Source organism: Pseudoalteromonas translucida KMM 520 (assembly GCF_001465295.1).
GTDB lineage: Bacteria > Pseudomonadota > Gammaproteobacteria > Enterobacterales > Alteromonadaceae > Pseudoalteromonas > Pseudoalteromonas translucida.
Map to the genome: position 1 here is coordinate 1,815,017 of NZ_CP011034.1, position 23,296 is coordinate 1,838,312.

Here is a 23,296-nt window from a genome sequence, read left to right on the forward strand (position 1 = left end):
TTAAAACCTTGAATCATTTTCACAAGGTATCCCGTCGTTATCGCCATCCATTTTTGTATTCGGGCAATTATTTATAAAAAATACAGCTTCGGCTCGTGAGGTCATTTGGCTGCAGTGTTGTCTGCCATCGCAGCTAAAGTTTTGTGTGTTTTTAGGAGTAACTATCTTCGGATATTTTTCAGCAAAGGTGGTTAAGTCGGCATTGGTAATAACGGGGGTGTTGTTTTTATTGCCTGCATGAGTGTTTGCGAAGTACCTATTGTATGCGCTAAAACCTATGCTTAATATAATTACCAGCGCAACAAGGTTAGCTAAAGTGCTCGACTTCTTTTTTGCTTTACTCATTTTAAAAGGTGTATTAAAAGCAGCTGTTTTTTCTAGTTTGCTTTCTACTTTACTTGCGATTACGCCTTCAATACGGCAATTTACGGCTTTGCTTTTACCATTGGGATCGGTGGCAACCTCAAAATAGATGGTGTCGCCTACTTTGGGTTTGCGGCTCATGTGTTTAAGCGAAGATATGTGTATAAAGGTGTCGTGTGCAACGCTGCTAGATTTAATAAAGCCATAGCCTCGGTTGTCGTTCCACGACATTAACAATCCTTTGTTCATTGGTGTTCCTGATTTTTATACTTTTTATTAGTTATTTGTTTTTTATTTGTTACTTATGCAAACTATACGTTTCTAAAAGTGTTCGGTAAACTTATTTTAAGTTATTTTAAAATTAAACTACTTATAGCCATTAGCTTAGCGGTATTTTAACTAACTATTGAATAGTGATTGAATAACGAATGAATTACATAGGGTGGTTTTAATTTGCGGTGCTGTTGATTATGATGGCGCTAGAAACACTTAATAAGTCAGTTGTGCTTTAAATTTTTTAGTAAGGATCATCTTATGTCTAGCTATAACGAATCTCCAGAGCAAGTTACTAAAGCAACCGAAGGTTATGTAATGCAGCAAACTATGTTGCGAATTAAAGATCCAAAACCGTCATTAGCATTTTATGAAAACGTATTAGGTATGAAGTTGTTGGGCAAGTACGACTTTCCTGGTATGAAGTTTACCCTGTACTTTTTAGGTTACGAGCAACAACTGCCTGAGGGCGATGATAAAACCAAAGCTGAATGGGTGTTTCGCCGCCCTGCACTAATTGAGCTTACCCATAACTGGGGCACAGAAAAAGACGATAGCTTTGCAGGCTATGTAAGTGGTAACGAAGAGCCAAAAGGCTTTGGCCATATTGGTATTAGCGTGCCCGATGTATACGCCGCGTGCGAACGTTTTGCAAAATACGATGTAGAGTTTGTAAAAAAACCAGACGATGGCTCGATGAAAGGTTTGGCGTTTATTAAAGACCCCGACGGTTATTGGATTGAAATACTCTCGGCCGAGGGCATTACCGAAATTATTATGTCTCAGTAATAACTAGGTCTTATATATTTAAAATTATAAAGCCAGCAGCTAAGCTGGCTTTACTGTTTGCAGGCGTTGTTAATTAAACTTAGTTTTTTTAGGAGCGTTTCGCTGTGAGGGATCTTTACTTTTTGGGTAAGCAAAGTGTGGTTTAAATACCGGTTCGAGCAGGTAATCTAGCGCGTCGATTAGCTCTATTTCGTGTGTACTAAATTGGCTTTGCAAACACGCTTACATGCTATATATGCTATATATGCTTGGGCTACGCGCTCGGCAAGCCTTGCTGGTTTAGGTGGTTTGCTATTGCGTACTGTGCCTAAAAATACTAAAAACTTCATGTATATTCCCTCTTTGTTTAAATTACTTTTTTAGGGTTGGTAATTAAGCTCAGGGCTGCAGTGCCTGTGCAGCAAGCTCTGCAAGTACATTGGCAAGCTTTGTAGCAACAGCGCATTGCCCTGCACCATGGCGCTTAGTTAAATAGCTAGGATCGTTGTAGCTTAACCATACTTTTGCATCGGGGTCTTGCCAAACAAGTGCTTTAAGCGGTAAATCAATCCCCATTGTTTGCGCGCACTGCATTAAAGGAGTACCGTCTTGTGGATTACCAAATATAATAACTTCGGTGTAGCCAAGCTGCTGCCCTACTTTTTTAGCCCCTGCGGCGTGATCAATACGTGCAAAAATTGTTAGTCCTTTATTTTTAGCCAGTAGCTCAAACTTATTCATAGTGGCTTTGGCACTTTGCTGGCTTTGTAGTGTTATTAGGCCGTTTGTTGCTTTAGCCGGAAAAAACACAAAAAGTAACGCAAATACAAAAGTGGTGCTTAATAGTTTCATGTATAAACTCTGGTTTGGTTAAACATATGAGCAACTAACTTAGCATGTAATTTAGCCACAAAAAAGCCAGCGGTTAAGCTGGCTTGGTATATATGCAATAACTTTGCGCTAAAACATTATTTACGCAGTGCGTCTATACGAGCGTCAAGCGGTGGGTGCGACGAAAACAACTCAGCCATACCTTTCCCACTGGCAATACCAAACGCCATCATTGAGCCTTCTAGTTGCGAAGGATGATTTTGCTTTAATCGCTCAAGGGCTGAACGCATTTTGTCGGCGCCTACTAGTTTGGCAGCGCCGCTGTCGGCAGCAAACTCACGTTGGCGGCTGTAATAAGCCACAATAACGCTGGCTAAAATGCCAAAAATTACTTGAAACAACATATCGAACAGGAAGTAGGTCCAGCTGTTGCCGCCCTCTTGTTCATCGTTGTTACTGTTTATAAAGTTATCTACTATGCCTGCTAGCACTTTAGCGGCAAATATAACAAAGGTGTTTACCACGCCTTGTATAAGTGTAAGCGTTACCATGTCGCCATTAGCAATATGTGATACTTCGTGGGCCAGTACGGCTTCGGCTTGATCTTGGCTCATGCTGTGTAATAAACCTGTGCTTACTGCCACTAGTGAGTTGTTTTTACTTGGGCCGGTGGCAAATGCGTTCATTTCTGGGCTGTCGTAAATGGCCACTTCTGGCATTTTAATGCCGGCTTTTTGCGCTTGTGCTGCAACCGTAGTTACTAGCCAATGTTCGGTTTCGTTACGTGGTTGGGTAATAACATGTGCGCCGGTTGATTTTTTAGCCATCCATTTCGACATAAATAACGAAATAAACGAGCCACCAAAACCAAACACAGTAGCAATCATTAGCATACCGCCTAAGCTACGATTGCTTAGTCCTAATACACTCATCACTATTGAAAGCACTACACCTAATACCAACATAACCGCGAGGTTTGTTAGTAAAAATAAAAAAACACGTTTCATACTTGTCCTCAAAAAATAATATCGATTGCGGTACTATTAATATATTTAGTACGTTTAGCACTAAATTGATTAAAAGCAATCATTGCGTTATGACACAGTATGTCAAAACGTCAACGCTATTCTGTGACAAACTATGTCGTAAAACAAGTGTTTTTTATGTGTTTAGTGCGAAATTTTCTAGCAGTGTTTTATATATTTGCAATTTAGGGGTTTGTTCACTGTATGGGCTTATTGCCAGTATAGGAAAGGGTAAACGTACTTTAAGTGAATCAAGATTAGCTTGGTACTCATCCATGTTTGGATCAACCTGATTAGCGATCCAGCCAATGCAGTTTATACCCATGCTTTGCATATGTGCAGCCGTAAGGAGTGCATGGTTTAAGCAGCCTAACTTCATACCTACTACTAATATTACCGGCAGTTGCTCTGCTTTAACCCAATTGTATAAATAATCTGTGTTGCTTATAGGCAGCGCCCAGCCACCAGCACCTTCGGTAAGTATGTAATCGGCACCTTGCTGTTTTACGTTTTTATACGCGCTGCTTAGCTTATCTGCAGTAATAGTAACTCCTGCTTGCTCGGCGGCTATGTGCGGGGCTATAGCTGGTGCAAAGGCAAATGGGTTAATTACATCGTACTTGGCACTTACGGTTGCGCTTTCCATTAATATTAGTGCATCGGCATTTACTAGTTGATCAAACGCCATTTCGCAGCCAGACGCGAGCGGTTTAAAACCAATAGCTTGCTTTTTATGTTGGGCAAGTAGCTTTAGTAATAAACTGGTAACGTGGGTTTTTCCGGCGTCGGTGTCGGTGCCGGTAATAAAAAATTCTTTCATGGCGTTATTTACCTTTGCTGTTTTATTTAGCGATTTTTATTTAACTGCTTTTATTTACCAAGTGCCAATAGCATAACGTGATACGACACGTGCGCTTTATTATTTTTGAGCGGATATGCGCTGCATACCTGCTGCAAAGCGTGCTTAGTTAACAAGCCTCTGCGCGTATTACTGTGGTTTTGCGCTGTGGCACCTATGGCCTTAATAGAGCGAATGGCATTTAATGGCGATGTAAACTCATCGCTATACAAGGCTTTTTGTATTGTATTAATAGTAAATCCAGACTTTTGGACTGATTGGTTTATATACTGTTCGCTATTAAAGGTATTTATATGGCTGTTGTTATCAAGTGCGCTAAATGCGGTTTTTATCTCGTTAAGCGAGCCTTCAATAACGCAGCTAATATAAGCTTGCCCGCCAGGTTTGAGCGCAGTATAAAGCGATTTTAATAATTGCGCAAAATCGGCCGACCATTGCACTGCAAAGTTACTGTAAATAATATCAATACTATTGGCTTGCAGCGGTAGGTTATCCATATCGGCGCATAGTCGTGGCGTATTTATTGCACTGCTTTGTAGCATGTTTAAACTAAGATCCATGGCAATAACGCTGCCAAACAATGTTTGCAAAGTATGTGTATTAACTAATGGCCCTGCGCCTAAGTCGACACAAAGCTTGCCTTTATTGCTGCTATTTGCATGCGCTTTTATAAGTTTAAATAAATCACCTGCGGCTTGTTTTTGCACATTAGCATGCTGGTTATAACTGCTGGCCGCTTTTGAAAACTTACTCTGCGCCCCTTTTTTAAGGCTACAGCTTGGTAATAATATTGGCCCTGCTGATAATGATTGTATATTTAACGGCCGTGTATTTGGCTTTGTATTAAAGGGCTGTGTAGTTTTAGAAGCAGCATTTAAAAGTGCGTGAGCAATCATATTAATGCACCTACTAAGCTATTAACTAAATGGTTAATGTCGTGCTTTGTATGTGCTGCGCTGAGAGTAATTCGTAAACGTGCGGTGTTATGAGCAACAGTTGGCGGGCGAATAGCAGTAAGCCACACCCCGTATTTTTTAAGTTTATTAGCCACGTTTAAGGTGTGCTCGGCGCAGCCTAAAACAATGGGCTGAATAGCGGTACTTGACTCCATTGCGGCAATATTATGTTGTTTAGCAAGTTGCTTAAAGTAGCTAATATTTGCATTTAATTTAGCGCGTTTATCATCTGCGGTTTTAATCGCTTTAATACGAGCAAGAGTAAGCCCTGCAATAAGCGGCGACATAGCCGTGGAGTAAGTATAATCGCGATTAAATTGCAGCATGTAATCAATAAAATGTTTACTGCCTAATACACACGCGCCGCTACTGGCTACCGCTTTACCAAAAGTAATAACCAGTAACTCAGGCAGTTGCTCGCTATTTAGCGCCTCACAGCTGCCTAACCCGGTTTTACCTAATACGCCAAAGCCATGAGCGTCGTCTATCATTAGCCAAGCATTGTGCTGTTTAGCTAACACCAGTAGTTCGCTAAGTGGCGCTTTGTCGCCATCCATCGAAAATACACCTTCGCTTATAATTAGCTTATGCTGCGCTGTTGATTTTTCTAAGCGGGCGCGTAAATGGTTCATGTCGTTATGATTAAAACGTATTAAAGCAGCGTTAGCATGCAGTGCGCCGTCTATTAGGCTGGCATGATTAAGCTTATCTTGAAAAATAGCACTGTGCTGCGCTACGGTTTTATCTTGAAACAGCGCTTTTATTACACTGCTATTAGCACTAAAGCCCGAGCTAAACAGCATGGCCGCTTCGTAACCTAACTGCGCACACAAATACTGCTCTAGTGCGTGTTGCTGCACTTGATAACCGGTAACTAACGCTGAACTGTGACTCCCTAATGCCGGTAATTCATTTAAAGCAATTGCGTTATCGCCAAAGCCTAAGTAGTCGTTACTGGCAAAGTTAAGATAGGTTTTGTTATTAATAGTAATTTTGCGCGCCGTAGCATGCTGTACTTGGTGGCGTTTACGCAGTAGCGCATCGTGCAAGCGAGCTTGCAGATGCGTATTTATAAATTCAAATGACATTTGGCTGTGTTTACCTAGGCTTAGTTATAGCTTAGTTATTGTTATGGGTATGATTATGCTTCGTAAAATAACTTAGACGTTGCTTTGTCGGCCACTTGCGATGAAAGCGACGCGGCTACTGCTTCATCTGAATAGTCGTGACGGGTTTCTGGGTTCATCCCTAATTTTTTAATTAAGGCCATATCGGCATCGGCGTCTGGATTTTCGGTGGTAAGCAGTTTGTCGCCATAAAATATAGAGTTAGCACCAGCAAAAAAGCACATTGACTGCATTTGCTCGTTCATGGCGTTGCGCCCTGCCGACAAACGCACATAGCTGTACGGCATCATAATGCGCGCGGTTGCAATTGTGCGTATAAACTCAAAGTGATCTAAATCGTCTACGTTTTCAAGCGGTGTGCCTTTAACTTTAACCAGCATATTAATAGGTACGCTTTCTGGTTGTTGATCTAAGTTGGCCAGTTGCATTAATAAGCCATAACGATCGGCTGCTTGCTCGCCCATGCCTACAATACCGCCCGAACAAACTTTCATACCCGCGTCGCGTACATTACCTATGGTATCTAGGCGGTCTTGAAAAGTTCGGGTAGATATAATTTGCTCGTAATACTCAGGCGAGGTGTCGAGGTTATGGTTGTAGTAGTCAAGCCCTGCATTTCGCAGCTCGTGTGCTTTTTCGTTATTTAGCATGCCTAAGGTCATACAGGTTTCTAGGCCTAGTTCTTTTACTTCTTTAACCATTTGCGAAATATACGGCATGTCTCTGTCTTTTGGATCTGACCACGCGGCCCCCATACAAAAACGAGTAGCGCCTTTTTGTTTGGCTAAGCGCGCTTGTTCTACTACTTTTTCTACTTCTATTAGGCGTTCACGTTCTAAATCGGTTCGGTAATGCCCAGACTGCGGGCAATATTTACAATCTTCTGGGCAGGCGCCGGTTTTAATCGATAATAAAGTAGAAATTTGCACTTCATTTGGGTTGAAATTAGCACGATGAACCGATGCGGCTTTAAATAGTAAATCGTTAAATGGCATTTCAAATATTGCTTTAACTTCACTGTGGGTCCAGTTGTGACGAACAGGTGCAAGTTCCATAGTTTTCTACTCTCTTTATTTTTTTCATAACGGTGATATTGGCTTAGTCTACTTCTTGAAGTACCATTGTCAACGAACCCAAGCCCACTTAAGTTTACATATGATTAAAAAGAATACGATAGACCTAGATTTTGATCGCCAGCATATTTGGCACCCTTATACCTCTATGACCAAACCTATTATGGTTTACCCTGTTACCCATGCAAATCATAATATTATTGTGCTTGAAACAGGCGAGCAACTCATTGATGGCATGGCCTCATGGTGGAGCGCTATACATGGCTATAACCATCCGGTTTTAAATAACGCCATGGTTGAGCAAATTAACTCCATGAGCCACATTATGTTTGGCGGATTTACCCATAAACCCGCTGTAGAGCTGTGTAAAAAGCTAGTAAGCATTACACCTGCTAGCTTAACTAAGGTATTTTTAGCCGATAGCGGCTCGGTAAGTGTTGAAGTAGCTATAAAAATGGCGCTGCAGTATTGGCTTAGCCAAGGTATTACTAACAAACAAAAATTAATGACTCCCTACAAGGGCTATCATGGCGACACCTTTGCCGCTATGAGTGTATGCGATCCAGTTAACTCAATGCACAGTTTGTACAGCGGCTTTTTACCCGAGCATATTTTTGTACCAGCCCCGGTAAGCCAATTTAATAGTGAATTTAACCAAGCTGAGGCAACCGAGCTTGAAGCGTATTTTAAAGCGCACCACCAGAGCGTTGCGGCGTTTATTATTGAGCCAATTGTACAAAATGCTGGTGGCATGAACTTTTATCACCCTGAGTACTTAGCCTGCGTACGCAAATTATGCACGCAATATAAGGTGTTACTTATATGCGACGAAATAGCCACTGGCTTTGGCCGTACCGGTAAATTATTTGCCGTAGAGCATGCTAATATTCAGCCCGATATAATGTGTATAGGCAAAGCACTCACTGGCGGCGCTATGACCCTATCGGCCACTCTTACCAATGACAAAATAGCCACAGGCATAAGCGAAGGCGAAGCTGGCGTATTAATGCACGGCCCTACTTTTATGGGTAACCCGCTTGCCTGCGCTGTGGCCTGTGCCAGTATAGATTTACTACTTGAGCAAAACTGGCAGCAGCGCATTGCCGATCTAAACAGCCAACTGCAACAACTCAATAAGTGCAAAGAGCTTGATGATGTAGCCGATGTACGCACTTTAGGCGCTATTGGGGTGGTAGAGCTAACCGCAGAAGCTGGCAATGTTGATGTGGCTAAAATTCAAGCTTATTTTGTAGCGCAAGGTGTGTGGATACGCCCCTTTGGTAAACTTATTTATTTAATGCCGCCATATATTTCAGACCATAGCAGCATAAAAACCCTTTGTGATGCCATTTATAACGCCATTAAAGGCAAGCATTACGCTTAAACTTACCGCTAAATTAAAGTTTTAGGGGTAAAAGTTGTATACACTTTGCCCTAATAAACAAACAGCCCTTTAACTCACCTTTAGAGTATTGATCTCAGTGATCTTTACCTATATGATAATACCTATCATTTACAGTTACCTTTTCGGACTCTTTTATGAACTTATTATTTAAACCAGCTAAAGCCTTAGGTGTAAGCCTGTTATTAGCCTCTGCTTTTATAACGCAACCGGTACTTGCTAATGGCCCTATTGGCGAGCATGTTAATCATCTTCAGGCTAATCTTAAAAGTTATGCAGAAGAAGTAGAGTGGATGGTTGGTAAAGTCGATACCATGGTAAGCGACTACGATACCAAAGGTGCTAAAGCGGTAAAAACAGATGATCTTATTGAATATTGGGAATCGGTTAAATTTCACAGCGCCATAGAAACCAATTTTGTACCTGTTTACGCTTCTATTTGGCAAGGTATTTACGGCGTAAAAATGGCTATCGAAAACAAACAGCCAACAACTGAAGTTCGTAAACAACAACAAGCTATGAACAATGCCCTATGGCAAGGCCTTGGCGCTGTTAAGTTAGCGGCAAAGTTTCAGCAACAGGGTTTATTAGCAAACGTAACAACAACGGCAACCAAAGAAATGACCCAAAGTGCCACTATCGACGAAATTAAGCACCGACTCGATCGTGTTGTTGCAAAGTTTGCTGAGCGTTTAAACGACGAAGCCACCGAAATTGTACACGACACTTACCTACACCTATTTGAAGGCGTAGAAGGCATACTAATAGCACAAGACGCTAACTTAGTTGAAATATTAGAAAAAGACTTTAACGTAACATTGCCACTTGCTATTTCTAGCAACAAAAGCGTAGACGAAGTACGTAATGTAATAAGCGACATGCACACAAAATTAGATCGCGCTAAAACGCTGATCGAAAAAGCCGAAAAAACACGTAAGGATGTATTTTAAGTGAAGCGTAGGACCTTTATACAAGGCCTGGTAGCGCTTGGGGCTGTGGGTGCATTACCACTGCCTCTTGCTCGCGCACTAGCGGCCAATATAGCAAACCCTGTGTCTGTAGATAGCTTACCTAAACTAGAGGGTGAGCTTACGCTTTATTTAGGGCGTGGTGAAGGTGGCTTATACGAAAACGTATTACAAGCTATCGAGAAAAAAAATCCAAACCTTAAACTCGGTATACGCCGTGGCCCAACTGCTGCATTAGCAAATACCATAGTAGCTGAAGCAAAAGCAGGCGTTCGCCGTGCTGACTTATTTTGGGCGGTTGACTCAGGCGCGATTGGTTTAGTAACCGATGCTGGCCTTGCACAGCCAATACCAAGTGATTTATCGGCTCAGTTACAGCCGCAATTTAGATATAAAGAATGGACGCCAGTAACCGGCCGAATTCGTACTTTGCCATACAACACGTCGCGTTTAACTAAAGAGCAAATTCCCACCAGCATTATGGAAATTGCCGACAGCGATTTAAGTATTGGTTGGGCTCCTGCTTATGCATCGTTCCAGTCGTTTGTAACTGCAATGCGGATTTTAGAAGGTGATGACAAAACCGCTAAGTGGCTTAAAAAAATTAAAAAGCGCTCTAAAACCTATGCCGGTGAATTAGGTGTAGTTATGGGCGTTGAGCGCGGTGAAGTTGATATTGGTTTTGCAAATCACTATTACACACTTAGGTTAAAGTCGGGCAAGCCCGATGCTAAGTTAGATTTAGCCTTTACCCAAAACGATGCGGGCTGTTTGGTCAATGCCTCAGGTGTATTAGCTTTAAGTGACGATCCGTTAGCAACTAATTTTATGCGTTATTTACTAAGTACCGAAGTGCAAAGCTATTTAGCCAGTGAAGCTTACGAAATCCCGCTTGTTAATGGCATTAGTGTGCCACAGGGCATACCGTCTTTATCGAGTATTTCGCCGCCTAAAATTGATTTAACTCAGCTCGCCGATTTACGCCCCACTATCGATTTAATGCGCAGTAGCGGCGTACTGTAATGCGACTACCAGCATCCTACCCAATGGCGCTGCTTGCAGCGCTCATTACGCTTACCCCTATTTATGTGTTAATTACCCTTGCCAGCGACACAAGCTCAGTATTTGACAGCCATAATCTCGACATTTTAGCTAATACCTTATCGTTAATGGCATTAACTGTATTGGGTTCTATTTTAATTGGCGTGCCATTGGCGTTTATTAGCGCTTATGTACATTTACCATTTAAAAAATTATGGCTGGTTATATTTGCAGCTCCTTTAGCTATACCTAGTTATATTGGGGCGTTTACACTTTATGCAGCTTTTGGCCCTGGGGGGGAAATAAATAACCTACTTGGTATTCCTACCCCCTCAATGGACGGCCTTAGCGGCGCAGCCATAGTAATGACCTTGTACACATTTCCGTTTGTAATGATGACCACCCGCTCGTCCTTACTCAGCCTTGATGCCAGTATGGTAAACGCCGCACGTACGTTGGGCATGTCGATGACACAAAGTGTATTTAAAGTAATATTACCCCGCGTAGTTAATGGTATTGCCGCGGGCTCTTTGCTTGTTGCACTTTATACTTTATCTGACTTTGGTACACCGGCAATGATGCGCTTAGATACCTTTACCCGAGTTATTTATGTGGAATACAACGCCTTTGCTTTAGGCCGTGCGGCTATGCTCTCGTTGCAATTAATGGTTATTGTTGGCTTTTTATTAATGATTGAATCACAAATAAAAACGGCCACTGAACGCCAAGGTAGACCACTTATTTTATTCCCTAAAAAGTGGCAGTTAAGTGCTATGTTTATAACTTTTGCGCCTATTTTGCTATTAGCCATTGGCTTACCTTTAGCTATATTTTCATTGTGGCTGGCACGAGATGGTTTTAGCGGCTTTGATTTTAGTATTGCTTGGAACTCAACGTATGCCTCAGCAATTGCTGCTGTCGTTGCTGTAATTGTGGCCATTCCGGTTGCTCATGCGGCTCTTAGCGGCAAAGCAGGTAAAGTAATGGAGCGCGTAACTTACTTTGGCTTTGGTATTCCGGGCATAGTAATGGGCACAGCGCTTGTTTATGGCGGCTTGCAACTGCCCTTTTTGTATCAAACATTAGGGCTGCTTATTATTGCTTATACGCTGCGCTTTTTACCTCTTGCTGTAGGCTCAGTTCGTACCAGCACCGAGCACTTAGATCCAAGCTTAGTAAAATCGGCCCGAGTACTTGGCGCCAGCCCACGCGAAGCATTTATGCGTATAACTCTGCCCTTAACTATGCGCGGTATTATTGCCGGTGCGGCATTAGTGTTTTTAGAGTCGATGCGCGAGCTAGAGGCCACCTTATTACTTGGCCCTACTGGGTTTGAAACCCTCTCTACTTATTTGTGGCGTGTATACGAAGCCGGCTATTTTGGCCGCGCTGCTATTCCGGGGTTATTATTAGTGGTGATTTCTGCGTGCGCGTTAGCTATTATGCTCACTGGCGAAAAACGCAACCAGCTCGAACATTAAGGATTTAATAACAAATGCTATCTGTAAGTCAGTTGTCTATAGATTATGGCAGTAACCGTGTAGTAAGCGATTTAAACCTATCATTAGGTAATAACGAAATTCTTATGCTTGTAGGCCCTACTGGCTGCGGTAAAAGTACTATTTTGCAGGCATTAGCCGGCCTTATACCTATAAGCGAAGGCGAAATAAACAGTGGTAAATGGCGGGCAACTCCTAAAATTACTGTGCCTGCGGAAAAGCGCAGTGTAGGTATGGTGTTTCAAGACTTTGCTTTATTTCCGCACTTAACCGTGCAGCAAAATATTTATTTTAGATTAAAAGACACCAGCCCAGGCGAGCATTGGATAAAGTTACTTGGCCTTGATGAGTTTAGAAATAAAAAACCGGCAACGCTTTCAGGCGGGCAAAAACAACGCGTCGCACTTGCGCGCACCCTTGCCCACCAGCCTGACTTTGTATTATTAGATGAGCCGCTTTCTAACTTAGATGCCGCACTTAAAGACATGCTGCGCTGGGATATTCGAAACGCGCTTAAAGCAGCGGGCGTACCTGCAATTTGGGTAACGCACGACCAAGAAGAAGCACTCTCGGTTGGCGATCGTGTGGGTGTACTGCAAGGCGGTAAAATTCAGCAAATTGATACACCAGAGCGCTGTTTTAGTACGCCCAACAATCGATTTGTGGCACGTTTTTTAGGGGAAGCCAGCTTTATAAGCGGCCAGTTTAGCCAAGGCCAAGCAACCACAAGCATTGGCAATGCACCTGCCCACGGTGTTGATTGCGATAGTGGCGATGTAGATGTGCTGCTACGCCCCGATGACGTATTACTAGTGCAAAGTAGTGTGGGTAATAATGGCGAAGTTATTTGGGTACGCTTTGAAGGTGGCAGCCGCTTATGTGCCATAAAGCTTGCCTGCGGAGCTGTAGTAACCAGCCGCGTTAGCCATGAAATAGTAGTAAACCCCGGCGATGCTGTACATGTATCTTTAAGTACTTCGCACCCGCTAGCGGTTTATAAACAACTCGCGCAATAATAAAGTATGCAACACTAAAAAGCCCATTAACATGGGCTTTATTAATCTGTATAAATTACCATTCAAACATATAGGCCATTTTACTAATAGTTTTAAGTGGAATGTTATGGCTGTTACGCTTGGCATATAAATGCTGCATTGATTTGTCTTTTACTTCGCCCACAATCACTTCTTTTACTTGATAACCCAGAGCGACTGCCGCTTGTGTGTACGCGATAAATTCCCACTTTTTAATATTGGTGTTATCTACAATCACCAAAGGAATATTTTGTGCTAAAGCGTTAATAAAGCGCGCTAAATTTAAATTATGGTATTGCGGCAACTTAAACTTATCAAATTGGTATTCACCTAGATCATTAATAAAATAATCATCGGTTGAGCAAATAACATATTGGCTTTCGTCTGCACCGGCGAGTTCGTCGGCAAGATTTTGCGCATAATAAGACTTACCGCTTCCTGGTAGTCCTCGTAAAATAAAAACTTGTTTCATAGCATCCATTTTTTAGTATGTAATGGTAAAACGATTAATATAAAAATATCTGAATGTTCATAATGCCACAAAATGGGTAAACATAAGAGCAACAAATAACAATACTCACATTTAGGCCTTAAAACTGTATAAAAATAAAGCGCATTTATAAAAATTTTTAAAGAGTTGCCCACAATAGTTTTTTTATCTTACTTTACTAGGTAAGATACAGGGTTCAAGTGCAGCGCCGTTTAAGAGCAATTTTGCCAGCGTGTGGTGCGTAGTTAAATTATATAGTTAGGCAACTTATATCATTGGAGTGAAGATGAGCCATTTAGCGATTTCAGAGCTATTAAAAGGCAAGGTATCGGTAGACAGCCAAGTTACAGTAAAAGGCTGGATCCGTACTCGCCGCGATTCAAAAGCAGGAATTTCATTTTTAGCCGTTCATGACGGTTCGTGTTTTGATCCTATTCAAGCGGTAGTTCCTAATTCACTTAATAATTATGATGAAGTCACTAGCCTAACAGCCGGTTGTTCTGTGTCGGTTACCGGTGTTTTAGTGCAATCTGCTGGCCAAGGTCAGTCTTATGAGATTCAAGCTAACTCAGTTACTGTATTAGGTTGGGTAGAAAACCCAGATTCGTACCCTATGGCTGCAAAACGTCATAGTATTGAGTACTTACGTGAGCACGCTCACCTTCGCCCTCGTACTAACATGATTGGTGCCGTAACCCGCGTACGTAACTGTTTAGCCCAAGCTATTCATCGCTTTTACCATGAGCAAGGTTTTTTATGGATAAGCACCCCTATTATCACAGCAAGTGACTGTGAAGGCGCTGGTGAAATGTTTCGTGTATCAACGCTTGATATGCAAAACTTACCGCTTACCGATAAAGGCGAAGTAGATTACAGTGAAGATTTTTTTGGTAAAGAAGCATTTCTTACTGTATCTGGCCAGTTAAATGGTGAAACTTACGCGTCGGCAATGTCAAAAATTTATACGTTTGGTCCAACATTCCGTGCAGAAAACTCAAATACTTCGCGCCACCTTGCAGAGTTTTGGATGGTAGAGCCTGAATTAGCCTTTGCTGATTTAGAAGATATTGCAAAACTAGCAGAGCAAATGTTGAAGTATGTGTTTAAAGCAGTACTAGAAGAGCGCCGCGATGACATGGAGTTTTTTGCACAACGTGTAGAAAAAACAGCGATTACTCGCCTTGAAGAATTTGTAGAAAAAGACTTTGCACAAGTTGATTACACCGAAGCGGTAGAAATATTAAAAGCTTGTGGTAAAAAGTTTGAGTACGCTGTTGAATGGGGCGTAGATTTACAGTCTGAGCACGAGCGTTACTTAGCAGAAGAGCACTTTAAAGCACCAGTAGTTATTAAAAACTACCCACGCGATATTAAAGCGTTTTACATGCGCCAAAACGAAGACGGTAAAACCGTTGCCGCAATGGACATAGTAGCGCCAGGTATTGGTGAGATCATTGGTGGCTCACAACGTGAAGAACGCCTAGATATTCTCGATGCTCGTTTAGACGAAATGGGCTTAAACAAAGACGACTACAGCTGGTACCGCGATTTACGTAAATACGGTACTGTGCCGCACTCAGGCTTTGGCTTAGGTTTTGAGCGTTTAGTTGCTTATGTTACCGGTATGGGCAACGTACGTGACGTTATTGCCTTCCCTCGTACTAAAGGCAGCGCAACGTACTAATACGTTAACGCTTACTGTGTACCATATTAAAAACCAGCCGATGGCTGGTTTTTTTATGTCCAAATAACCATCACATCAGGAAGTGATTAAGTAACTTAGGTTTATTAGGCACAACCTAAAAGCCGCAGCATCATAAAATGACACTGCGGCTTTAATTTATAACTATAAATATAATTTTTAGTTATTAACTTATAGAGCTTGCTCTAGCTGTGGCAGTACATCAAATAAGTCGGCAACTAAACCGTAGTCTGCAACCTGAAAAATAGGTGCGTCTGGGTCTTTATTAATTGCGACAATTACTTTTGAGTCTTTCATACCAGCTAAATGCTGAATTGCACCACTAATACCCACTGCGATGTACAAGTTTGGCGCTACAATTTTACCTGTTTGCCCTACTTGCATATCATTAGGTACAAAGCCTGCGTCAACTGCTGCGCGCGAAGCACCAATAGCAGCGCCTAACTTGTCGGCAATTCCGTGTAATAAACTAAAGTTTTCGCCATTTTGCATACCACGACCACCTGAGATCACTACAGTAGCTGCGGTTAATTCTGGGCGTTCTGATTTAGTTTGCTCATCGCTTACAAAGCTACTTAGCGCAGAATCGGATACTGTATTAACTGCTGTTATTGGCGCGCTTGCTTGCTCTGTTTGTAAGTCGAAGCTACTAGCACGTACCGTGATAACTTTTTTGCTATCGAGTGACTTAACCGTAGCAATTGCGTTACCCGCATAAATAGGACGCTTAAATGTTTCAGCGTCAACAACATCAATAATTTCTGAAATTTGTGCAACATCAAGCAAGGCTGCAACGCGCGGCATAAAGTTTTTACCTGTAGTGGTAGCACTTACCACTATGTGGCTATAAGAATCAGCAAGCGATAGCACTAAATCTGCCATACTTTCAGCTAATTGATGTGCATAAACTGCGTTATCTGCTACCAGTACACTAGCTACGCCATTAATAAGCGCAACTTCTTCGCTCAGTACACCTACGTTTTCGCCCGCAATAAGCACATCAATAGGAAAACCAAGTTTTGCTGCTGCGTTAATTGTTTTTGAGGTTTCTGGTTTTAATACACCGTTATCGTGTTCTGCTATTACAAGTGTTTTCATATTAGATTACCTTCGCCTCTGTTTTTAATTTTTCTACAAGTTGCGCCACGTCCTCAACTATAATACCGGCAGTACGTTTAGCTGGCTCTTCAACGCTAATTAATTGCACGCGGGCCGTTAAGTCAACACCCAAAGTATCGGCTGCAATAACCTCAAGCGGTTTACGTTTTGCTTTCATTATATTTGGCAGCGACGCATAACGTGGCTCGTTTAAACGTAAATCGGTAGTTACAATAGCCGGTAAACTAAGCGCTACTGTTTGTAAGCCGCCGTCAACTTCACGGGTAACATTAACTTTTCCATCAACCACTTCAACTTTTGAAGCAAATGTACCTTGGCCACGTTTAGTCAATGCTGCTAGCATTTGGCCGGTTTGGTTATTGTCTGAATCAATTGATTGCTTACCTAAAATAACTAATTCTGGTGCTTCTTGTTCTACAATTTTTGCAAGTAATTTAGCAATGTGCAGCGACTCTAACTTTTCATCGGTTTCGATGTGAATGGCTTTGTCGGCGCCCAGTGCTAATGCAGTACGTAACTGTTCTTGTGAGGCTTTTGGCCCAATTGTTACGGCAATAACTTCGCTTGCTGTACCCGCTTCTTTTAAGCGAATAGCCTCTTCAATTGCAATTTCGCAAAATGGGTTCATCGCCATTTTTACGTTGGTTAAATCAACGTCTGTTTTGTCTGACTTAACACGTGCTTTTACGTTGTAATCTATAACTCTTTTTATTGGTACGAGAACTTTCATATGGACTCCATCGTTATTTAAACCTACAAGCTGACGTGCACGTCAACCTATTTATTTTATGAAATCAGACTACTGTCTATTGACGTAAACATCAACCTAAAATAACCTTTAAACATTCACAACCCATAACTTTTTATTAGCATCTATCAAATGGGTTATGTATTTCATTAACGTGTAGTTAAATATAGGGTACGTTAACCAATCAAATAAGAGGTATTTATGATCACCCGGGAAACCATGGAATTTGATGTAGTTGTTGTAGGTGCAGGCCCAGCGGGTCTTGCATGTGCAATAAAACTGGCACAACAAGCGAAAAATAAACAACAAGAATGCATGATCTGTGTCGTTGAAAAAGGTTCAGAAGTGGGTGCTCATATACTCTCTGGTGCCGTGTTTGAAACCAAAGCGCTGGATGAATTACTGCCTAATTGGCAAGAGCTCAACGCCCCTGTAACCACAAAAGTAGCCAAGGATGAAATTTACTGGTTTAACAACGAACAAAAAGCCACCGCTATTCCGCACTTTGCCACACCAAAAACCTTTCATAATGATGGTAATTATATTGTCTCTATGGGGAATGTTTGTCGCTGGTTAGCTGAGCAAGCAGAAGCACTGGGAGTTGAGATTTTCCCAGGGTTTAGTGCGCATTCACTTATTATTGAAGACGATACAGTAAAAGGCATTATTACTGGCGATATGGGCCTTGATAAAGACGGTAACGAAAAAGATGGTTATATGCCAGGCATGGAGCTGCGCGCTAAATACACCGTATTTGCCGAAGGTTGTCGTGGTCATTTGGGCAAACAACTCATTAATGAATTTGCCCTAGATGATGAGTCATCACCGCAGCACTATGGCTTAGGCTTAAAAGAAATTTGGCAAATTGATGAAAGTAAGCATCAGTTAGGCACTGTAGTACACGGTACAGGCTGGCCATTACAAGGCGATACTAACGGCGGCGCATTTATGTACCACTGTGAAAACAACCAAGTTGTGGTAGGACTGATTGTTGACCTTAATTATTCAAACCCGCATTTAAGCCCGTTTGATGAGTTTCAGCGCATGAAACATCACCCTGTTTTTAAAGATGTATTAGCAGGCGGCGAACGGGTTGCTTATGGTGCTCGTGCTATTGCTAAAGGCGGTTTGCACTCATTGCCAAAAATGCATTTTCCTGGTGGGTTATTGGTAGGCTGCGATGCAGGTACGCTTAACTTTGCAAAAATTAAAGGTAATCATACTGCTATGAAGTCGGGTATGGTGGCAGCTGAAGTTATTTTTAAAGCATTAGAAAATGAGCAAGCTAATACCGACTTAAGCGAGTTTAAAGACGCGTTTGAGCAATCTTGGGCTTATAAAGAACTGCAGCAATCACGCAACTTTGGCCCTGTTATGCACAAGTTAGGTAAGTTTGTTGGTGGCGCATATAACACCCTAGATCAAAACATTTTTAATGGTTGCTTGCCATTTACCTTTAAAGACAACACCCCAGATCACGATACCTTAGTTGATGCAGCGGATGCCGATAAAATAGTGTATCCAAAACCAGATGGTAAACTCAGTTTTGACAAGTTGTCGTCGGTATTTTTATCAAATACTAACCACGAAGAGTCACAGCCGTGTCATTTGCAATTAAAAGATCCGAGTATTCCAATTGCAGTAAACTTAGTTAAATTTGATGAGCCAGCGCAGCGCTATTGCCCTGCTGGAGTTTATGAAATTCAAGAAATTGCTGGCACTAAAGAGTTTGTGATTAACTCGCAAAACTGCGTGCATTGTAAAACCTGTGATATTAAAGATCCGAGCCAAAATATTACTTGGGTAACTCCGGAGGGGACTGGCGGGCCAAATTATCCTAATATGTAGTTACTATTGTTAATAAAAAGTATGTTTTTACATATAAATTATAAACCTACACTAATTTGCAGGGGCTTGTGCCCCTGTTTTGCGCTATGCTTACCCTAGTGTTTATAAAAGAGAATTAGTTATGCCGTCGTCAAAAGTTGTTTTTCGTTTTTTAGCAGAGCCTACTGATGTAAATTTTGGTGGTAAAGTGCATGGTGGAGCCGTCATGAAGTGGATTGACCAAGCTGGCTATGCATGTGCTGCAGGCTGGAGTGGCCATTACTGCGTTACTGTATCTGTGGCTGGGGTTAAGTTTAGACGCCCTATTTTAGTAGGCCAAATTGTTGAAGTGGAAGCTAAAATAGCCCATACCGGTAAAACCAGTATGCAAATATTTATTCAAGTACGTTGTGGCGATCCTAAAACACAAAACATGGTTGAAACCAACCACTGTGTTATTAGCTTTATCGCTATGGATGAAACTGGTTACCCAATAGCAGTGCCTTCATTTAAAGCGATTACCGAAGAAGATTTGAAATTAGAAAACTACGCTATAAAAATGAAAGAAATTGCAATAGAGACGGAAAACTTACTGCATAAAGTATAAATAACTAAAGTGTGCCTGTAAAAATCTCACACTTTTTGTAAAACATGCAATTGGGCTTAGAAAGTAATAACTAATAAAAGTTCACTGCTGTACACGTATCATACAAACGGCCATGAAAACCAATACTAAAGTAGGTTTTTATGGCCGTTTTTTTATGTTTTTAATAATTGGCATGCTCACTGCAACTACCTTGATGACGTTTGATTTAATTACATTTTATTTTTTCAAGTATTTGATTTTTATTATTAAAGGAGCTAATTCATGATTAAAACACTTTCTCTTTCTACACTTGCTTTAGTAACACTGGGTTTTAATACTGCAGCTAAGGCTGATATTTCTGATTTCGATTCTCCACGTATCTACACGGGTGTTGGTTACGGTCAATATTCTTTTGAATTTGAAGACAGTGACAAAGACACTGACTTTGACGACGATGCACAAATGCTAAAAGGTTATGTTGGCGCACAATTTAACGAGTATTTAAGCTTAGAGCTTGCTTATCAAAACTTTGATGAAGTAAGTGATGTGGACAGCAAAGCTGAAATTGATGGCGTATCGCTTGCCGCACGTTTGGGCTATCCAATAACAGAGAGCTTTTCTGTGTATGCAAAAGGCGGTTGGCTTGAGTGGGATGCAGAATACACACAAGATTTACCAGTAGGTTCTGTTTCAGCTTCTACAGATGGTGGTGATGCGTTTTACGGTGCAGGTATTGAATATGCACTTACAACCAACGTTCAATTTCGTTTAGAGTACGAACGCTATAAACTTGATGGCGATATTGATCCAGATATGGATGTAGCATCTGTGTCAGTTCAGTACATGTTTTAATTAATATTCAACGTGTATATAAAAGGTAAGCTTACGCTTACCTTTTTTGTTTTAGGCTCTTTTTAAATACATCAATATAAACCAATCAGTCTAATAAATAATTTTAAACCGCATGGTCTATAAGCAATAAACTTACTTACATTAATGCCATAAACGCTAAATACGGGTAGAATAGCGCTCTATTTTATTTGTACCCGAGTACTATGAGCGATTACACCATTTCGGCTATTGGCCACATTGAATCTCCTTATAAACAAAAGTTTGCTATACCTAGGCAACCTCGTTTAGTGCCACAAGCTAAAGCTAAGCTTATATTTTCCCCCGATTTTAATCGCGAAGAATTTGTACGCGGGCTCGATGAGTTTAGCCATATTTGGCTGCTATTTCGTTTCCACGAAACAGCAGATAAAGGCTATTCAGCGATGGTACGCCCTCCTCGCTTAGGTGGTAATGAGCGAAAAGGCGTGTTTGCCACACGTGCCACTTTTAGGCCTAACGCCATTGGTATGAGCGCGGTAAAACTAGAAGGTATAGAGTATAAAAATGGCCAACTGAGCTTATTACTCGCCGGAATAGATTTACTCGATGGCACACCAATAATCGATATAAAACCTTACTTACCCTATTCTGACTCTATGCCAGAGGCCAGTGCGGGGTTTGCCGACACTCGCCCAGAAACCCACATGAGCGTTGAATTTGCTCCTGAGGTACTTAATTTTATTGCGCAGCAAACGCAATACCCAGATTTACAGGCGTTTATAAGTAATGTGCTAAAGCAAGATCCTCGCCCTGCTTATAAAAAGCAAAAAGACGGACAACAAAGCTACGGTATGACTTTGTATAACTATAATATTTGCTGGCAAGTTAATGAGTCGCATAATTTAGTTACGAGTATAGAAAATACCTAAATAATTTATCACTTAGCGCTTTAGTGTAAATGCAACCGCTGGTAGACTGAAGCCCTTATAATATGTACATAATTACTCTAATTTCGGAAACAACATGCGTACCAGTCAATATATACTCGCCACACTTAAAGAAACGCCTTCGGATGCTGAAATTGTATCGCATCAATTAATGCTTAGAGCCGGTATGATCCGTCGTGTCGCTTCGGGTTTATACACTTGGTTACCCACTGGGTTACGGGTACTTAGAAAAGTAGAAAATATCGTACGTGAAGAAATGAATAAAGCCAATGCTATTGAAATGCTGATGCCAGTAATTCAACCAGCAGATTTATGGGAAGAATCAGGTCGTTGGGATGAGTTTGGTCCTGAACTTATGCGTTTTACCGATCGTCATAATCGTACCTTTGCGCTTGGCCCAACTCACGAAGAAGTGATCACTGATTTTGTGCGTAAAGAAATTAGCAGCTATAAACAGCTACCAATTTCTTTATACCAAATACAAACTAAAGTGCGCGACGAACGTCGTCCGCGCTTTGGTGTAATGCGCGCCCGCGAATTTACAATGAAAGATGCCTATTCATTTCACTTAAGTGATGAGTGTTTAGATGCAACGTACCAAGTAATGCACAAAGCGTATTGTAATATTTTTGAGCGTTTAAACTTAGACTACCGCCCTGTTATTGCCGACACGGGTTCTATTGGTGGTAGCGTGTCGCATGAGTTTCATGTACTTGCAGAATCTGGCGAAGACGCTATTGCATTTAGTGATGGCAGCGACTACGCAGCGAATATTGAAAAAGCAGAAGCACTTGCACCAAGCGAGCCTCGCCCAGCAGCAACAAAAGAGCTTAAAGCGTTTCCAACGCCTGATGCTAAAACAATTAACGAGCTTAAAAAGCACTACGGTGTTAAACCACATCGCGGTGTTAAAACATTAATCGTTTACGCTACGCCTGATGAAAACGGAGTACGTGGTTTAGTTGCGCTAGTTTTACGTGGCGATCATGACCTTAACGAACTAAAAGCTGAAAAACACCCGTTAGTAGATTCTCCGCTTGAAATGGCTAATGAAGCTGACATTGTTGCTGCTATTGGTGCAAAACCAGGCTCATTAGGCCCGGTTGGCCTGTCTATGCCAATTATTATTGATAGAAGCGCTAACATACTAGCTGACTTTGTTGCCGGCGCTAATAAAGACGATGAGCATTACAGCGGCATTAACTGGGATCGTGATGTAACTGATTATGAAGTTGCTGATATACGTAATATTGTAGAAGGCGATGCAAGCCCATGTGGCCAAGGCACTTTACAAATTAAACGTGGTATTGAAGTTGGCCACATTTTCCAACTTGGCACTAAATACTCACAAGCAATGAAGGCTGGTGTATTAAACGAATCAGGTAAAAACCAAATAATGACTATGGGTTGTTACGGTATTGGTGTGTCGCGTATTGTGGCTGCAGCAATCGAGCAAAACAACGACCAATACGGTATTATTTGGCCACAACCAATTGCACCGTTTGATTTAGCAATTGTGCCTATGAATATGCATAAGTCGCATCGCATTCCAGATATTGCTAACAACCTTTACCAAGGCTTAAAAGATGCTGGCCTTGATGTATTATTTGATGACCGTAAAGAGCGTCCTGGCGTTATGTTTAACGACATGGAATTAATTGGCGTACCATTTACATTAGTTATTGGTGAGCGCAACCTTGATGAAAACAAAGTTGAGCTTAAAAACCGCCGTACTGGTGAAAAGCTAATGATTGATATTGATACAGCAATCGATGCAATTAAAGCAGCTGTTAAAGGTTAAGCATAAAATACACTTAACTATAAATA

General features: G+C 41.5%; 22 protein-coding genes and 1 pseudogene. 12 read left to right on the plus strand and 11 right to left on the minus strand.

Annotation, left to right across the window (positions count from 1 at the left end; genetic code table 11):
• Complete coding sequence (locus PTRA_RS08520) at positions 1–612, minus strand: excalibur calcium-binding domain-containing protein (protein ID WP_058373450.1); 612 nt, start codon at positions 610–612, stop codon at positions 1–3.
• Between the two features lie 285 nt (positions 613–897).
• Here PTRA_RS08520 and gloA point away from each other — a divergent pair, with 285 nt between their 5' ends.
• On the plus strand, positions 898–1,425 hold the full coding sequence (gene gloA, locus PTRA_RS08525) for a lactoylglutathione lyase (protein WP_058373451.1): 528 nt from the start codon (positions 898–900) through the stop codon (positions 1,423–1,425).
• 96 nt (positions 1,426–1,521) lie between these two features.
• Here the strand turns inward: gloA and PTRA_RS18910 are convergent.
• The 7 genes and pseudogenes from PTRA_RS18910 to bioB all read right to left on the minus strand — a co-directional run.
• Positions 1,522–1,754: pseudogene (locus tag PTRA_RS18910) on the minus strand (NADPH-dependent FMN reductase); the annotation flags it as partial.
• Between the two features lie 49 nt (positions 1,755–1,803).
• The gene (locus PTRA_RS08530; protein WP_058373452.1) at positions 1,804–2,256 is read right to left on the minus strand and encodes a DUF302 domain-containing protein; all 453 of its coding nucleotides are present in this window, start codon (positions 2,254–2,256) and stop codon (positions 1,804–1,806) included.
• A gap of 116 nt (positions 2,257–2,372) precedes the next feature.
• Positions 2,373–3,242: a protease HtpX gene (htpX, locus tag PTRA_RS08535; protein WP_058373453.1), complete on the minus strand. Its 870-nt coding sequence runs from the start codon at positions 3,240–3,242 to the stop codon at positions 2,373–2,375.
• Positions 3,243–3,396: 154 nt separating this feature from the next.
• The gene (gene bioD, locus PTRA_RS08540; protein ID WP_058373454.1) at positions 3,397–4,080 is read right to left on the minus strand and encodes a dethiobiotin synthase; all 684 of its coding nucleotides are present in this window, start codon (positions 4,078–4,080) and stop codon (positions 3,397–3,399) included.
• Between the two features lie 50 nt (positions 4,081–4,130).
• Complete coding sequence (locus PTRA_RS08545) at positions 4,131–5,015, minus strand: methyltransferase domain-containing protein (RefSeq protein ID WP_058373455.1); 885 nt, start codon at positions 5,013–5,015, stop codon at positions 4,131–4,133.
• A complete protein-coding gene (locus PTRA_RS08550; protein ID WP_058373456.1) occupies positions 5,012–6,163 on the minus strand; it encodes an aminotransferase class I/II-fold pyridoxal phosphate-dependent enzyme in 1,152 nt (383 codons plus the stop codon). Before PTRA_RS08550 ends, PTRA_RS08545 begins: the two co-directional genes overlap by 4 nt.
• A 53-nt stretch (positions 6,164–6,216) precedes the next feature.
• The gene (gene bioB, locus PTRA_RS08555; RefSeq protein ID WP_058373457.1) at positions 6,217–7,257 is read right to left on the minus strand and encodes a biotin synthase BioB; all 1,041 of its coding nucleotides are present in this window, start codon (positions 7,255–7,257) and stop codon (positions 6,217–6,219) included.
• 100 nt (positions 7,258–7,357) lie between these two features.
• Between bioB and bioA the strand changes: the two genes are divergently transcribed.
• From bioA to PTRA_RS08580, 5 genes are all read left to right on the plus strand, one after another.
• Positions 7,358–8,659 (plus strand): adenosylmethionine--8-amino-7-oxononanoate transaminase, encoded by a 1,302-nt coding sequence (gene bioA / locus PTRA_RS08560; RefSeq protein ID WP_058373458.1) that lies wholly within the window; start codon positions 7,358–7,360, stop codon positions 8,657–8,659.
• 155 nt (positions 8,660–8,814) lie between these two features.
• Positions 8,815–9,627, plus strand: a complete 813-nt coding sequence (locus PTRA_RS08565; protein ID WP_058373459.1) for a hypothetical protein — start codon at positions 8,815–8,817, stop codon at positions 9,625–9,627.
• Positions 9,628–10,668: an extracellular solute-binding protein gene (locus PTRA_RS08570; RefSeq protein WP_011328290.1), complete on the plus strand. Its 1,041-nt coding sequence runs from the start codon at positions 9,628–9,630 to the stop codon at positions 10,666–10,668.
• A complete protein-coding gene (locus PTRA_RS08575; protein ID WP_011328291.1) occupies positions 10,668–12,167 on the plus strand; it encodes an ABC transporter permease in 1,500 nt (499 codons plus the stop codon). Before PTRA_RS08570 ends, PTRA_RS08575 begins: the two co-directional genes overlap by 1 nt.
• A gap of 14 nt (positions 12,168–12,181) precedes the next feature.
• Complete coding sequence (locus tag PTRA_RS08580; protein WP_058373460.1) at positions 12,182–13,201, plus strand: ABC transporter ATP-binding protein; 1,020 nt, start codon at positions 12,182–12,184, stop codon at positions 13,199–13,201.
• Between the two features lie 55 nt (positions 13,202–13,256).
• Here the strand turns inward: PTRA_RS08580 and PTRA_RS08585 are convergent, their stop codons facing one another.
• Positions 13,257–13,691: an ATP-binding protein gene (locus PTRA_RS08585; RefSeq protein WP_058373461.1), complete on the minus strand. Its 435-nt coding sequence runs from the start codon at positions 13,689–13,691 to the stop codon at positions 13,257–13,259.
• 304 nt (positions 13,692–13,995) lie between these two features.
• Between PTRA_RS08585 and asnS the strand changes: the two genes are divergently transcribed.
• Positions 13,996–15,393, plus strand: a complete 1,398-nt coding sequence (asnS, locus tag PTRA_RS08590; RefSeq protein ID WP_011328294.1) for an asparagine--tRNA ligase — start codon at positions 13,996–13,998, stop codon at positions 15,391–15,393.
• Positions 15,394–15,582: 189 nt separating this feature from the next.
• Here the strand turns inward: asnS and PTRA_RS08595 are convergent, their stop codons facing one another.
• A complete protein-coding gene (locus tag PTRA_RS08595) occupies positions 15,583–16,509 on the minus strand; it encodes an electron transfer flavoprotein subunit alpha/FixB family protein (protein ID WP_058373462.1) in 927 nt (308 codons plus the stop codon).
• A gap of 1 nt (position 16,510) precedes the next feature.
• Positions 16,511–17,260, minus strand: coding sequence for an electron transfer flavoprotein subunit beta/FixA family protein (locus PTRA_RS08600; protein ID WP_058373463.1), 750 nt, complete (start codon positions 17,258–17,260; stop codon positions 16,511–16,513).
• A gap of 219 nt (positions 17,261–17,479) precedes the next feature.
• Here PTRA_RS08600 and PTRA_RS08605 point away from each other — a divergent pair, with 219 nt between their 5' ends.
• The 5 genes from PTRA_RS08605 to PTRA_RS08625 all read left to right on the plus strand — a co-directional run bounded on the left by PTRA_RS08605 (position 17,480) and on the right by PTRA_RS08625 (position 23,270).
• Entirely contained in the window at positions 17,480–19,126 is a 1,647-nt protein-coding gene (locus tag PTRA_RS08605; protein WP_058373464.1) for an electron transfer flavoprotein-ubiquinone oxidoreductase, read from the plus strand.
• Between the two features lie 121 nt (positions 19,127–19,247).
• Positions 19,248–19,712: an acyl-CoA thioesterase gene (locus PTRA_RS08610; protein ID WP_058373465.1), complete on the plus strand. Its 465-nt coding sequence runs from the start codon at positions 19,248–19,250 to the stop codon at positions 19,710–19,712.
• Between the two features lie 261 nt (positions 19,713–19,973).
• A complete protein-coding gene (locus PTRA_RS08615) occupies positions 19,974–20,543 on the plus strand; it encodes an outer membrane beta-barrel protein (RefSeq protein ID WP_058373466.1) in 570 nt (189 codons plus the stop codon).
• A 203-nt stretch (positions 20,544–20,746) separates the two neighbouring features.
• Complete coding sequence (gene tsaA / locus PTRA_RS08620) at positions 20,747–21,451, plus strand: tRNA (N6-threonylcarbamoyladenosine(37)-N6)-methyltransferase TrmO (protein WP_058373467.1); 705 nt, start codon at positions 20,747–20,749, stop codon at positions 21,449–21,451.
• A gap of 94 nt (positions 21,452–21,545) precedes the next feature.
• A complete protein-coding gene (locus PTRA_RS08625; protein ID WP_058373468.1) occupies positions 21,546–23,270 on the plus strand; it encodes a proline--tRNA ligase in 1,725 nt (574 codons plus the stop codon).
• The last annotated feature ends 26 nt before the right edge of the window (positions 23,271–23,296 follow it).